Consider the following 13,563-nt stretch of genomic DNA (forward strand, 5'->3'; position numbering starts at 1 on the left):
TTATTGTACCTATAATTTTTGTTTTATTTAATATAGCTATGGTTAGTTTGATGGGGGAAAGCCCAGAAGGAAAAAGTTACATATTGGCAACTTCTTTTAATTGGTATCCACTTTTAATTCTTCCAATTGTTTTGAGCCTACTAGTTGTGAATATAAATGGTAAAGAAAAGAGTGAGCATATTGTTTTACAAAAAAGCAAAAATTTAAGTTCTATAAAAATAGAATTGGCAAAAAATATTATTATTGTGGCTGAATTATTTATTATTCTGCTAATATCAACTATACTAATATTTGCTGTTGCGATATTTTTTTTAGGTGAAAAAATATTACTAAGTAAATTAATTATAGCTACTATTTGCCTTTTTGTTGGAAGTTTACCAATCGTTGCTTTATCTTTTTTGATATATGGGCTTACAAAAAAGAAAGCTGTTCTTATATTGTTGAATTTTGTGTTGACATTCCCATCGGCTGTGATTGCAGTAACAAAAAATTGGATTTTATTTCCATGGTCATATAACTTGCGAATGCTTAGTCCAGTTGTAGGAGTACATCCAAATGGAACTTTTCTTGAGACTGGCTCTAAACTAATGAATATGGATGCAACATATTTAGGATTACTTTTAAGTATTGCAGTCTATGTAGTCGTATTAATATTAAGTCTATTAATTAACAAGAAAAGGAGTGAATGAAGTGTATAATATAATATTATCATACTGGCTTAGAAGTAGAAGGACACCAGTAAGACTAATAACTTTTTTATGCCCAACCCTATTTTCTTTGATTTATGGTATTTATTCGATGAATTCAAGAGGATTAATAGGGAAAGAAATGGGAGTGTTTTTTTGCACATATATAATTTTAGCAAATTTTTCAATGTGTTTTTATATACCAATGATATATGAGGTCGATAAGGTAGCTGGGAATTTTGCAAATGATGTAAGGACTGGGATTAGTAGGAAAAAAATATTCTTTTCTAAATCTATTTATATCTCTATATTACTATTTATAATTGAGTTTATATCTATCTTGGTAATGATATTAATAGGGTTTGGAAAAGTTGAGTTTAATTATATAAGTACAGTTTTATGCTTCTTGATTGGTACAATTATGCTGATACCAATGATTCCTATTTATCAATTTTTAAGTTTGAAATTAGGTTTTTCTGGTAGTATACTAATCGGAGTTTTTTTAACATTATCAGGTATTTTGTTAGGTACTACAGAATTAGGCAGTAATATTTGGTATTTATTACCTTTTGTTTGGCCGATAAAACTTATTTTTGCTTATACAAGTCATGAAGTTACAAGTCATGTTGTTTTGATATTTTTAGCATTATCAGTAATCATTACTGTAGTACTTATAGGCGTATTTAATAATTGGTATAATAGATGGGATGGTATTAATAAAATGGAGGAGTAGAATGAACTTATTAATCATAGATGATGATAAAGATTTATTGCGACTTTTAGAGTTGACTTTTAAAAAAGAATATAATGTTGATCTTTATGATTCAGCTGAAAAAATTGTTCCTGAACAGCTGGTTAAATATAATTTGATTATTCTTGATGTTATGATGGATAAAATGGATGGATTTGAGTTTTTATCACGATATAGAGAATTGATAGATGCACCGATTATCTTGTTGACGGCTAAAAGTTTCGAAAAGGACAAGATAGAGGGTTTTGCTTTAGGTGCAGATGATTATGTTACAAAGCCATTTTCTGTATCTGAAATAAGGGCGAGGGTTGCAGCACATATTAGAAGAGAAAATAGAGATAAGCACATTAGAATAATTGATTATCCAATTTCTTGTGACTTATTGTCTAAAAAAATATATTTCAAGCAAATTGAGATTGATCTTACCAAAAGTGAATATGAAATATGTGAATTACTTTTAAAAAATAGAAACCATGTTTTTACTAAAGAAAAGATTTATACAACAATTTATGGATATGATGCTGAAGGTGATAGTTCAACTTCTATTACAGAAAGAATAAAAAAAATAAGAGAAAAATTTGCTGGATTTCATATAAATCCAGTTAAAACTATATGGGGAGTAGGATACCAATGGGAAGTAAAAAAAGTTTAAACTATTTAATTAGTAAATTTGCAATTTTAGAATTATTTTTTGCACTTTTCATGAGTCTATTTTCCTATTTTCTTCTAAATGTCTTAGTTAGCACTGGGGTAGTATATCCTGCAAATTATGCTGAAATTAATTCTGATACAGTGAAATATGAATTTCTAAAAGAAAATTGGAAAACTGATAAAATACCATTTTTTTATGAATATCAATTAAGAGATAATGGAGAAATTGTACAAAACACGATTGATGAACGCTATAATCAAAAAATAAGTGAGGCATTGCAAAAAGGAAAATCTTCAAATGATAAAATAATGGGTTCAGATGTATTTAAGGCTTTGAAAAATGGCAATAAAGATTTGATTATAAAATATAAAATTAGTGTTATACCTACCAATCCAAATGTGTATAAGATAATTAGAAATTTTGAATTGGTGTATTTTCCAAGCATGTTTTGCCTATGGCTAATTGGGTTTATTTATTTAATAAATAATTTGACAAGGAAATTAAAGGGTGAACTTAGAAAGATATCCAAGAGTAATGATAATATTGAAAAATTACAATTAGAATTTGAAAGAGAGCATTCTGATTATGCCGAAATTTCAGGAGTATTGGATTCGATAGATAGTATGGCAAGGAGCTTAAAGGCATCATTAGAAAAACAATGGAATATGCAGATGACACAAAAAGAGATGATTGAATCGATTACTCATGACGTGAGGACTCCAATTACTCTAATCAAAGGGAATATTGAATTATTAAAAGAAGATCAAGAAAATGTTCTTGAAAGAGCTGAAGATGCTTTAAATGGTGTGGAGAGATTGGAATTATTTTTAAAAAAACTAAATGAATTTTCTGATTTGATGCAAGCTCCAAAGGAAGTTGTATCAAGAGAAGTTTTAGACGAGTGGATAAAAATTGTTACTAGTATTTGTAAGCTTAAAGGCTTTAGCTTATCAATTCTTTCGTATGATACAAGTAATATTAAATTAGATAATAATTCAATTTCCATTGCGATACAAAATTTAGTAAATAATGCAATTGAGAACTCTTCAGTGGGTTCAACTATATTTATCGGTTTCCATGATGATATAGATGATTATACTATTGTTGTCAGGGACCAAGGCGATGGATTTAATAAGGATATTCTTTATGGTCTAAGAGAAAAATATGTATCAACGAAAATGTATGATAATAATATACATGGTTTGGGGCTTTCAATTGTTACGAAAATACTTGAAACTAACAAGGGGCAATTGTTACTAAAAAATTATGACAATCAAGGTAATGGTGCTGAAGTTAAAATGGTATTTAAAAAGTAAGCATATTTGGTCTGAAGGATACTATCTAAGTACAGTTAGATTGAATTTATTCGTGGTTTAGAATATACTATTGTTAATGAGTGTAGCTGTAAAGTTATTTACGGAGAGATTATGATGGTATATTTATCAATAAAGCAAACATCAAAAAAATGGGGTATTATAGTTAGAAGAATACAGGTCCTTTGCACGGATGGACGTATACCTAGTGCCACAAAGTTTGGCTCATATTGAGCTATTCCCGTAGACGCTGAGAAACTATAATGGGATTTACTTTTAAACAAAGACAAATTAGAATTTATGGAAGTGATTAGTGTATGAAGAAAGCAGTATTCATCTTGATGACGATTCTGTTCATAGTAATCGATGTATATACCTTGTGGCTTATGTCACCTGATTTTTTGTTTCCAAAAAGAAGCATATATGTTACAAATCAAGATGACTATATAGTAGAAAGTGTAAAAGAATATTTTCACATTGAATATGATGTTAGTAAGATTGTTTATCAGCAAAGCTTTCCAGATGGCTATTTTTTGGATATATATGACGTAGTCGGAGAGAAACACGAAGAATTTGATGACACATTTAATGTTGCTGAAAGTGATAAAATACAACAATATTTTTTGAATTTAAAGCCAGATACACCCAAATATTTGAGGCTATTCACGGCAGAACTTATAATTGAGTTTTTTGCAATTGCAGTGGTTATTATTGCTAATATAAGAAAGAATCGAAGAAAATACTTGGAAAATTGTTCATAAGTTTTGGGTAATATGGATTAATAAGGTTGACAGTAACTCGTAAATTTCCAGTTTGTCGAGGTAATACCTTTTGACGATAACATTATGCTATCGTTAAAAAGTTTGTGGATATGTTCCCACATACGAACGTAACTACTTGACATACTTGGTGTTCACTCGTTTCATGTTGAAAGTGTAACACTTCTTGAACGAACTAATTAGAAAAGTAGAAAAATATTTATACTCGGGGATATGATTCGTAGAATTAGGATAGAAAACTTAGCTGCTGCACTTGAACATGAACTTATTGCAAAGTTTTCTAAAGAGTTTATGAAATTATATAATAGGATTTATTTTTAAATAAAGACAAATTAAAAGTTGTAGGTGTGTTGAAATGAAAAAAGATATACAGTTATGTATAATGAAAGAAGATGACCGAGAGCAGTTTATTTTGGATAATCAAGAAGCTTTTAACTATGGGGCTTTGGAGGAGTTTGGTTGTAGAGATAACCATTTTGAAGAAGTTGGTCAAATCATTTCACGAGAGACCATCAAACAGTCCATTGACAACGGAAAGGCTTATCGTATTATTCTTGAAGAGAAAAAAGTTGGCGGTGCTGTAATTAAAGTTGATGGAGAAAAAGGAAGTTTAGACCTGCTATTCGTTTCCTCAGATACTCACGGTAAGGGAGTTGGGTATGCTGCGTGGTGTCAAATTGAAAAGTTACATCCAGAAGTTAAAATTTGGGAGACTATGACACCATACTTTGAGCAGCGTAATATACATTTTTATGTAAATAGATGTGGGTTTCATATTGTTGAATTTTTTAATAAATTTCATCCTGACCCAAATGAACCAGAAGCGGATATTAAGGAGTTTGATGAGCAATTTCCAGATGGAATGTTTCGGTTTGAAAAAAGAATAGATTAAATTATGATGAAGAAATATTATCTATTCCACTTAATTGTGAACTTGTCGTAAAGTTTGCTAAGGAGTTTATAGAATTATATAATGGAATTTATTTAAAAATACGAAGACAAAGTAGAGTTTGTGGAGGGTTATTATGGATTTTGAAAAAGAATAGTTATATCATTTTGCCTATATCCGTTCATTAAGCATGCACTGGTATATAGTTATCTTTACAAATATTCTTTGATGATTAAAATTTAGAGAATAAATATAGATGGAAGCAGCATTGATTTTTGTGCTTAAAAAATATATAATTTAAGTACGAAAAGGCGGCAATTGATATGATTCAGATATGTTTGCAAGATATTTAAATCAGAGACTGAATTTATATTTATCTATTTTGTATAATTAAGAATCATACGGAAGCAATAAAAGGAGAAGAGCTATGAAGTTTAAGATGATTCACGAGAATTTAAATGTAACGAATTTGGAACGATCCATTCGATTCTATAATGAAGCACTTTATTTACACGAGGTGAGACGAAAGACCGGAGACGGTTTTATCATTGTGTACTTAAAGAGTGACGTCGGTGATTTTGAGTTGGAACTTACCTGGCTGAGAGACCATCCTCAGGCCTACGATTTAGGAGAGTGTGAATTCCACTTGGCATTTCAGGCGGAAAATTTTGAAGAAGCACATAAAAAGCATAAGGAGATGGAATGCATTTGCTTTGAAAATGAAGCTATGGGAATCTATTTCATTCAAGACCCAGATGGCTACTGGCTTGAAATTTTACCGTAAATTTGCCGATTTGTAGCGAATGGGCCCTTTTTCAGAAAGAAAATAGTTTGCCTCGCTTACAACTATACAACTAGAACGGTGTTAGAAATAAGAGGCATATTTTCGGAAAATAAGGATCTATTGAATACATTGCTGTTCAATATATAGCTATGGGAAATGCCACTAATTTTAAGAACGAAAATATTGAAGATGTTCACATCTGCATTGCGGATTCACATCCTACAACTGATATAGACGAGGAGCACTATGTCATTGAAATATATTCTCTTAGATTGAAGTGGACTGTATAGACAAATTCAAGTTTATCGAGGCAATATACAACCAAATAGCATTTATGAGAGGCAGGATTCTTATTCTGTCTTTTTATGATTTATGAAGTCTATGAAATACTGTATAATTAGCTAAAATTGTATTTATAATACAAGAAAAATTAGTAGGAATTAATAGGAATTTGATAGGTACTTGGTATATAATTGTAGGTAGGAAATGTACTTAACTATTAGGAGGTATAAAAAAATGCTGTTAGATAGTGATAGATATGAAGCGGTTATAAACTATGGTAAGGATGCTATAAATAAACTTAATGAAAATGAGTTAGAAGAAGGTTTTGCTGCGGCTGAAAAAGGGTGGGAGGCATTCCCTGAATCAGGAGCAAAGTGGAATCAGGGGTATAACTACGCAAAAATGTTTTATGGACGAGCTCTTCAATATCACGATATGGCGATTGCAAAACTTTGGTTAGATAGAATGACAGAAAATAATGACACATTACATCTATTTGACATTGAAATTGATCATATGAAGGCAAAATATGAATTTGAAGCTGGAAATCTTGAGATGGCTTTTCAAATCTGGGATAATCTTGTCAAACAAAAAGGTGTTAAGTATAGATACTTCGAATATGACGATCCAAAATATTTGGAATTTTACAAGTCAAAAAAATAATGAAGAAATTAATTCACGAGTTTGATGAAGATGATAATACAAGTGAGAAAGAATTTATTATGACCTGGAGGGAATAGACAAGAGCAAGAAGGTAAATTATTTACTAAAAATTGGAGGTTAACAAATGTATATATTAGAATTATATCAAAATAACTACTCAAAAGATTTAGTAGCATTTGATTCTTTAGATGAGGGAAGAGACTTTGTATCTAAAATACCCGGATACACTATAGAAAAGGAAGATGGTTTAGAAAGTGAATATTTCAATCCTAAGAACATACCAGATTATATGGAAATTATCTATAATGAAAATATTGTTCCCTTGTCCAGGTTTATGTTTGAACCTGAAGAGAATGTTGAAATTATTTGGAAAGAAATTTCTAACCTATCAGTCACAAAAGATAAAATAATAGAAGGATACTCAAAGATAGATGCTTATATAATTGACAACGAAGAAGTGAAGTCCTATATTGAAGAAAGAGAAGCTAAATATAGTTTGATAAAGGAATTCTTAGAAAGTAAGGGATATGAGGTAGGAAGAAGCTTTTTCGGAAGTGAAGATGGTGAAGCAATTATATACAGAAAAAAGGAAAGCGAAGAATGGCACTTCTTGTGTCACCTAGATCCCTCACTATTAGATATAAAAAATTTGAAGATTAATCTTGAAGAAATACTAGTGGAAGGCCTCATATAAAGCCTATACAAGAGAGGATCATATAATAAGGAGATTATAGATGGAAAGAACAAAAGTAATGGGAAAAAATATAGGGGTCATCGCACTTTCTATCATAGTACTAATAATAGGCGGTATTGCAGAAAACATAGCTAAACAATGCCTTTCTGGCCAGTATTTACAACTTATAATACCAGCTCTTGTAAGGATAGCAGTTACCATTGTCCTAGCCTGGTTTGTATCAGGAAAGCTACTAAAAATCAACCCAAATGAACTTGGGATTAAGTTTAGGAAGATAGATATAAAATTGATCCTGATTTCTATTGCCTTGCCAATCCTAGTTCTTGTTTTCTATGCCTATATACTTCCAGGTAAAGCATATATAGCAAGGCCGGGAAGATTTTGGATATCCCTGATAACTGCTATTTTTAGTGTTGGTATTACAGCAGGAATATGTGAGGAGCTAGTATTCAGGGGGATGATTTTTAGGTATATGGAGAAAACCCTTGGTTTAAAGCTTGCAGTGATTATACCAGCAATCTTATTTGCATTTCTCCATATCATGAATATGCAGACCTTTGACCTTCTAGACCTAGTACTATTAGTCTTGGCCGGCTCGTCTGCTGCAGTCATGTTCACCTTATATGCAGTTAAATCTGCTTCTATCTATCCAGGAGCATTAGCACACACACTATGGAATACCCTTATAATTGGAGGAGTATTTGGAGTAGGGGATATAGTAAATGGGATGAGCAACGAATCATATATTATCATTCCAATTAAGTCTACAAGTAAGCTACTTACAGGAGGCAATTTCGGTGTAGAAGCAGGCCTACCAGCAATTGTGGGATATATAGCAGTTACCTTGCTTATAGGAATTTTTATAAAGAAGGAACAAATGAAGCTTAGTAAGTACTAATAGTTAATGTGAATTCTAACTAACAAGTTAGGGGGGATTGGATTTGCATAAAAATACAATTAAAGAAGTAAGACTCATATCCAATAATTGCTCTACATTTTATAAGCCAGCTTATGACGAAGAAGTGCAACAAGAACTTACCATTAATGATAAGGGAGAGGTATGCTTAATTGGATATGACCATGTTATTTACAAGCAAGAGCTAGAAAAAATGAGAACTGAGGAATTTAAAATATCTGGAAAAGAGGCTGAAAAGTTGCTCGCTGGATTTACAGTTTTTTTCGATTATAAAGACATAGTTAATAAGGCTACAGATGTTGGAATTTGGGACCTAGAGATAAGAGGTAAGGACGGTAATATGAGTATATACACCGGGCCACTTTGTACGAGGATTGATTACGAGGGACAAGACCTATCTGACTTTGTTCGTGATGTGCTAGGTATTGAGGACTTGTTTGTATTTGATGGAAGGAGCAAGCCAGACCTAATAAATAGAATCACCTTAGACTATCTTAGAACTACAATAATAGAACCTAGCTATGAATGGGAATATGAAGAAGTGGACGAGGAAGTGAGGGAAGGCTTAACCTGGAAATATAGTGAACGATTAATTATAGATAGAAGGTCGGATACCCTTGAGCATATTCAGCATATTACAAGTGGACATAAGGTTACTCGTAAAATTGAGTTTGATGACATGGTAAAAACTTTATTAGATGACTTTGACCCAGTAACCTTATTTTCTTGTATTGAAGGGAACCCAGAAGATATTATAGACACTTTGGGTGTTGAAAAGGATTATATTATCACAATTGACTGTAAGAATGGGACAAGCCGTACTATAAGTGGTAGTTTTGATAAAAAAGGTCTACCAGATGACTTCGGATACTTTATTGAAAAGGTAATAGATTTAATGTATTATTATGGATTTGGAGAAATTTTCTCTAAATCAAATTACAATAGGGTTATAAGACGTAAATCAGACTATATTTATTGTAGTGTAAGCTTTAGTGGGGGATACAAGACCTACTATTATATTACGGATGATGATAGTATAGAGGTTGGAGACTTAGTTATTGTTCCAGCAGGTAGGGATAACCATGAGGCAGTTGTAGAAGTAGAGGAAATTGAGTATTTTAGTGAAGAAGATGTTCCCTTGCCTATAGAAAATACAAAGAGGATTATTAGAAAGTATAATCAAAAAATAGATAAGGATAGATATAAATATGCATGATTATGAAGAAATAAAACCAAACTACTTAGCCATTAAATTAGGTCTACCTCTTATGGTAATATTTGCCTGTGCCTTCTTTTTATTCAGCTTGGCACGAAATGACGGTAATTATACAAGCATAGATACTAAGGGGGAAAGAATTAAATACAGTATTTACTATAAGTACGATGGCAAGATATATGCCATGATTCCAAGTGGAGGATACTACCAAGTAGAGGGTGCAGATGCAAAAACCTTTAAGCTAGTTGATTCTGACCCTATTTATAATAATAGCGTAGGTGTTGATAAAGACCATGTATACTTCGGAAATCAGAAAATAGGTGACCTAAATGCAAAGACTATTATGTATATAGGTAATGGCTACTATAGTGACGGTAAAAATACATATTTTTGCTCGAATAATTCTGTAAGAAATCCCAACTTACCAGTAATTGTAGAAGCATTTCAGTCAATAGTCTACACTCTTACAAATAACAAAAAGCCACAATCCTACATATATCCATATCAAAAGCTTGAAGGAGTGAAGGATCTTGTGAAATTTGATAAGCTCAGTTTTTTTGCAAGGTCGGGTAATAGGCTTTACTATATGGGGAAGGCTTTGAAAAATGCAGATCCTCATACTATAAGGACGGTCTCAGAAAAGGGAGAGTTTTTCTGTGATGCAAAAAATGTATATTACAAGGATGAAATTTTACCTATAAAAAACTCTGGTCAATTGGAGTATTTGGAAATTCCACAGGAAGATTATTTCCTATACGACAAAAAGACTGGTCATGTCTTTAATGGAACATATATGTTTGACAAAGACCATGCCCCATATAAGTACATTGGGAATAACAGCAAGCATGCCCATAGTATGTTTTTTACATCAAAGGATGGACTATATTTCTACAACTCAAAAAAACATAAAATAGAAAGGTCTGGGGACAATCCATTTAGTGGAGATGTAAGGGCCTTAACTGATAATGTTTTTGCAGACAATGACAGGCTCTATTACATAAATTCCTTTGAAGAAGTTAGGTATGGCAAACACCGAATACCAAGGGCCTATATTAAACATACAATCCTAGTAGCTTTTGATAAAAAGGATGGATGGAAAAAAGTTGGGGATATAGACCATGGAATAGTAGGATCACTTTGGGAGAAAAATGGCCAATATTACTATTTTGACAACCTAGGCAATAACCAGCTTATAAAGGATACGGTATATAGGGTAAGGGATAAAAAAGTGCTTGATCTTATGCTTTCAAATATTAAGGGTGAATATGACGATAATATCACAGTAGATTGGGTCAGAAGTGCTATAGAAGATAAAAAGATGGAGCCTATTTCAGGTGAAACCATATTCGATGCAGGTGTAACTGTTTATGGTACTAAGAGTAAGATTTTAAATATAATTTATTGTACTTTAGGTTTTGGTCTATTAATCTTAAGCAGAAAGTATTACTGGAAGTCTAGAAAATATTTTTTTAATTAAGACCCATAAGGAGGCCTTTTAACAAACCATTTCATCATTAAAATTGTATTTTAAAGGTAGGTCTAAAAGAATTGCCTAAAATAAAAACAGTTTATTATGCTTATTTTGTGGTATTTATTAAATATGCTGACTATTCTGTAAAATAAATTTAGATTATGAGGACATATACATATTAAGAAGCAGGTGATGAAATAGATGGAAAGAAGAGTTAAAAAGAAGGTAAAAAGATATAGGACTATTGACGAGGCAGGAGTAAGCCTAGTAAGAGACTTTGGTGACCGGACAGCTGTTAAATTGACTGAGGGAGACAGGCTTACTATCAAGTAGTAGATTATTAGATAGGTAAGGTATACATTCAAAGATTAAAAAAGAGTAAAATAATGATAGAGGAGGTAACTTATGAGCATTACAAAATCATTAGAAAAGAGAAGGACATATTATAATATAGACAAGAATATACCAGTTCTAGAAAAGGAAATCGAAGAGAAAATCAAGGAGGTTACTGAGCTGGTTCCAGATGCATTCAATATGAAGAGCGCAAGGGTAGTAATTGCCTTTGGAGAAAAGCATGACCTCTTATGGGATGAAATATATGAGGTATATGAAGGAAAGGTATCTAGAGAAAAGATAGATTCATTTAAGGCAGGTGCTGGAACAGTCCTATTCCTGTACGATGAAGAAACTGTAAAGGGATTACAGGAAAAATTTAGTACATATGCAGACAACTTTCCAGTTTGGGCAAATCAGGCAAATGGAATGCTACAGCTTGCAGTATGGACTGTTTTAAGGGAACTAAAGGTTGGGGCTTCACTTCAGCACTACAATCCAGTGATAGATGATAGGGTGAGGGAGATATTTGATATACCAAGCCAGTATAAGCTGGTAGCCCAGATGCCTTTTGGTGGCATAGTAAGTGAGCCAGAGAAAAAGGAAAAGGAAGATATAGACCAGAGAGTAAAGATTGTAAGATAGGTATAAGATAGTTTAAGTAAATATTATGGAAAATAATAGGTATTAAAACTAAAAACTGAGGGGTCAGCTTATAATAGTAAATTCTTAATGATCTACTAATTTTAGCTGGCCTTTTTAAAAACAATATGTATTTAAATATATAAACAGATAAAATATATGATATAATAAATAATAACTAAGGAGGAATATGATTATGAATAAAAGAGTTGATAATATAATTATTGGATTTGGTAAGGCAGGAAAAACATTGGCCAATTACCTAGGAAGCAAGGGTGAAAAGACTGTATTAATTGAAAAATCACCTAAGATGTATGGTGGTACTTGTATTAACGTTGGGTGTATACCGTCTAAATTCTTAGCTACTAAGGCTGATAGAAGACCTTTTAGTGATATAAGTAATCGAGACTATTATAAAGAGTCTGTGGTAGGCAAAAAGGCCCTGATAAGTAAGTTAAATAAGGTTAACTACGACAAGGTTGCAAGTAACGAAAATGTTGTAGTAATAGATGGACTTGGTTCTTTTATAGACGACCATACTATCAATATAAAGACTGATGGTGGAGACTACCAGGTATATGGTGAAAGGATATTTATCAATACAGGAGCAAGGCCATTTGTACCGGGTATAGAAGGTCTAGAAATAAGTAATAGGATCCATTCTAGTGAAACACTGATGGATTTAGAAGAATTTCCAGAGTCACTAGCAATATTAGGAAGTGGATTTATAGGCCTTGAATTTGCAGCGTCATATGCTAAATTTGGTACAAAGGTTACGATAATAGATATGGGAGACAAGATCTTGCCAAGAGAAGATGAGGATGTGGCTCAGGAAGTATTTGAATCCTACAAGTCACTAGGAGTAGACTTTATTTTCAATGCTGGTATTGACAAAGTTGAGCAGGATGAAAAAACTGTTAGAATTGAGTATTCTGTAAATGGTAAAAAAGATGAGATCGCTACAGAGGCCCTTTTAGTTGCTACAGGAAGAAGGGCAAACACTGAAGATCTTAACTTAGGAGCAGCAGGTATAAAGGTTTCTGAAAGAGGCTTTATAGAAGTAAATAAGCACCTGCAGACTAACAAGGACCATATATTTGCTATGGGAGATGTCAATGGTGGACCTCAGTTTACATACGTATCTTTGGATGACTACCGTATTGTTAAAAGCTATCTAGACGGCAAGTGTGAATATACTAGGGATGACAGACAGCCAATAGCTTTCTCAGCATTTTTACATCCAACATTTTCCAAAGTTGGTCTTAGTGAAAGGGAAGCAAGAGAGGCAGGATACAAGGTTAAGGTGGCAAAGCTGCCTGTAACTGCAATTCCAAAGGCAAAGATTCTAGGAAACCAGACTGGTATATACAAGGCAGTTGTAGACGCTGATACAGACCAGATTTTAGGAGTTGTTCTCTTTGGAGAAGAGTCCCATGAGGTTATTAATATTGTTGTATTAGCTATGATTATGAAACAGCCGTATACTTTGTTG

The 13,563-nt window shown here is 32.3% G+C and carries 15 protein-coding genes; all 15 read left to right on the top strand.

Annotated elements, in window-relative coordinates:
* Positions 1-689, top strand: a 689-nt coding sequence (locus tag ACW6OJ_RS04645) for a hypothetical protein (protein ID WP_456095889.1), incomplete at its 5' end; no start/stop codon positions are given.
* A 1-nt stretch (position 690) separates the two neighbouring features.
* Positions 691-1,419, top strand: a complete 729-nt coding sequence (locus tag ACW6OJ_RS04650) for a hypothetical protein (protein WP_456095890.1) — start codon at positions 691-693, stop codon at positions 1,417-1,419.
* 1 nt (position 1,420) lies between these two features.
* Positions 1,421-2,089 carry a response regulator transcription factor gene (locus ACW6OJ_RS04655; RefSeq protein ID WP_456095891.1) on the top strand — a complete coding sequence of 223 codons (669 nt, stop codon included), beginning with the start codon at positions 1,421-1,423 and terminating at the stop codon, positions 2,087-2,089.
* A complete protein-coding gene (locus ACW6OJ_RS04660; RefSeq protein WP_456095892.1) occupies positions 2,068-3,405 on the top strand; it encodes a sensor histidine kinase in 1,338 nt (445 codons plus the stop codon). Before ACW6OJ_RS04655 ends, ACW6OJ_RS04660 begins: the two co-directional genes overlap by 22 nt.
* Before the next feature lie 314 nt (positions 3,406-3,719).
* Positions 3,720-4,163: a hypothetical protein gene (locus tag ACW6OJ_RS04665; RefSeq protein ID WP_455105271.1), complete on the top strand. Its 444-nt coding sequence runs from the start codon at positions 3,720-3,722 to the stop codon at positions 4,161-4,163.
* A 373-nt stretch (positions 4,164-4,536) separates the two neighbouring features.
* Positions 4,537-5,073 (top strand): GNAT family N-acetyltransferase, encoded by a 537-nt coding sequence (locus tag ACW6OJ_RS04670; RefSeq protein ID WP_456095893.1) that lies wholly within the window; start codon positions 4,537-4,539, stop codon positions 5,071-5,073.
* Positions 5,074-5,497: 424 nt separating this feature from the next.
* Positions 5,498-5,854 carry a VOC family protein gene (locus ACW6OJ_RS04675; protein WP_456095894.1) on the top strand — a complete coding sequence of 119 codons (357 nt, stop codon included), beginning with the start codon at positions 5,498-5,500 and terminating at the stop codon, positions 5,852-5,854.
* 516 nt (positions 5,855-6,370) lie between these two features.
* A complete protein-coding gene (locus ACW6OJ_RS04680) occupies positions 6,371-6,799 on the top strand; it encodes a hypothetical protein (protein ID WP_456095895.1) in 429 nt (142 codons plus the stop codon).
* A 124-nt stretch (positions 6,800-6,923) separates the two neighbouring features.
* Entirely contained in the window at positions 6,924-7,493 is a 570-nt protein-coding gene (locus ACW6OJ_RS04685) for a hypothetical protein (protein ID WP_456095896.1), read from the top strand.
* A 40-nt stretch (positions 7,494-7,533) separates the two neighbouring features.
* Positions 7,534-8,391 carry a CPBP family intramembrane glutamic endopeptidase gene (locus tag ACW6OJ_RS04690; protein WP_456095897.1) on the top strand — a complete coding sequence of 286 codons (858 nt, stop codon included), beginning with the start codon at positions 7,534-7,536 and terminating at the stop codon, positions 8,389-8,391.
* 43 nt (positions 8,392-8,434) lie between these two features.
* Positions 8,435-9,625: a hypothetical protein gene (locus ACW6OJ_RS04695; protein WP_456095898.1), complete on the top strand. Its 1,191-nt coding sequence runs from the start codon at positions 8,435-8,437 to the stop codon at positions 9,623-9,625.
* Complete coding sequence (locus ACW6OJ_RS04700) at positions 9,618-11,102, top strand: DKNYY domain-containing protein (RefSeq protein WP_456095899.1); 1,485 nt, start codon at positions 9,618-9,620, stop codon at positions 11,100-11,102. The genes ACW6OJ_RS04695 and ACW6OJ_RS04700 overlap by 8 nt, the downstream gene beginning before the upstream one ends.
* A 195-nt stretch (positions 11,103-11,297) precedes the next feature.
* Complete coding sequence (locus ACW6OJ_RS04705) at positions 11,298-11,429, top strand: hypothetical protein (protein WP_456095900.1); 132 nt, start codon at positions 11,298-11,300, stop codon at positions 11,427-11,429.
* Between the two features lie 72 nt (positions 11,430-11,501).
* Positions 11,502-12,074, top strand: a complete 573-nt coding sequence (locus ACW6OJ_RS04710; RefSeq protein ID WP_456095901.1) for a nitroreductase family protein — start codon at positions 11,502-11,504, stop codon at positions 12,072-12,074.
* A 193-nt stretch (positions 12,075-12,267) separates the two neighbouring features.
* On the top strand, positions 12,268-13,563 hold a 1,296-nt coding region (locus ACW6OJ_RS04715), incomplete at its 3' end, for an FAD-dependent oxidoreductase (protein ID WP_456095902.1).

It is taken from the genome of Peptostreptococcus sp. (assembly GCF_977045075.1).

Bases quoted from the DNA above. Each gene is read 5' to 3' on its own strand.
- ACW6OJ_RS04655 (WP_456095891.1), top strand. From the start codon at position 1,421: ATGAACTTATTAATCATAGATGATGATAAAGATTTATTGCGACTTTTA.
- ACW6OJ_RS04660 (WP_456095892.1), top strand. From the start codon at position 2,068: ATGGGAAGTAAAAAAAGTTTAAACTATTTAATTAGTAAATTTGCAATT.
- ACW6OJ_RS04665 (WP_455105271.1), top strand. From the start codon at position 3,720: ATGAAGAAAGCAGTATTCATCTTGATGACGATTCTGTTCATAGTAATC.
- ACW6OJ_RS04670 (WP_456095893.1), top strand. From the start codon at position 4,537: ATGAAAAAAGATATACAGTTATGTATAATGAAAGAAGATGACCGAGAG.
- ACW6OJ_RS04675 (WP_456095894.1), top strand. From the start codon at position 5,498: ATGAAGTTTAAGATGATTCACGAGAATTTAAATGTAACGAATTTGGAA.
- ACW6OJ_RS04680 (WP_456095895.1), top strand. From the start codon at position 6,371: ATGCTGTTAGATAGTGATAGATATGAAGCGGTTATAAACTATGGTAAG.
- ACW6OJ_RS04685 (WP_456095896.1), top strand. From the start codon at position 6,924: ATGTATATATTAGAATTATATCAAAATAACTACTCAAAAGATTTAGTA.
- ACW6OJ_RS04690 (WP_456095897.1), top strand. From the start codon at position 7,534: ATGGAAAGAACAAAAGTAATGGGAAAAAATATAGGGGTCATCGCACTT.
- ACW6OJ_RS04700 (WP_456095899.1), top strand. From the start codon at position 9,618: ATGCATGATTATGAAGAAATAAAACCAAACTACTTAGCCATTAAATTA.
- ACW6OJ_RS04705 (WP_456095900.1), top strand. From the start codon at position 11,298: ATGGAAAGAAGAGTTAAAAAGAAGGTAAAAAGATATAGGACTATTGAC.
- ACW6OJ_RS04710 (WP_456095901.1), top strand. From the start codon at position 11,502: ATGAGCATTACAAAATCATTAGAAAAGAGAAGGACATATTATAATATA.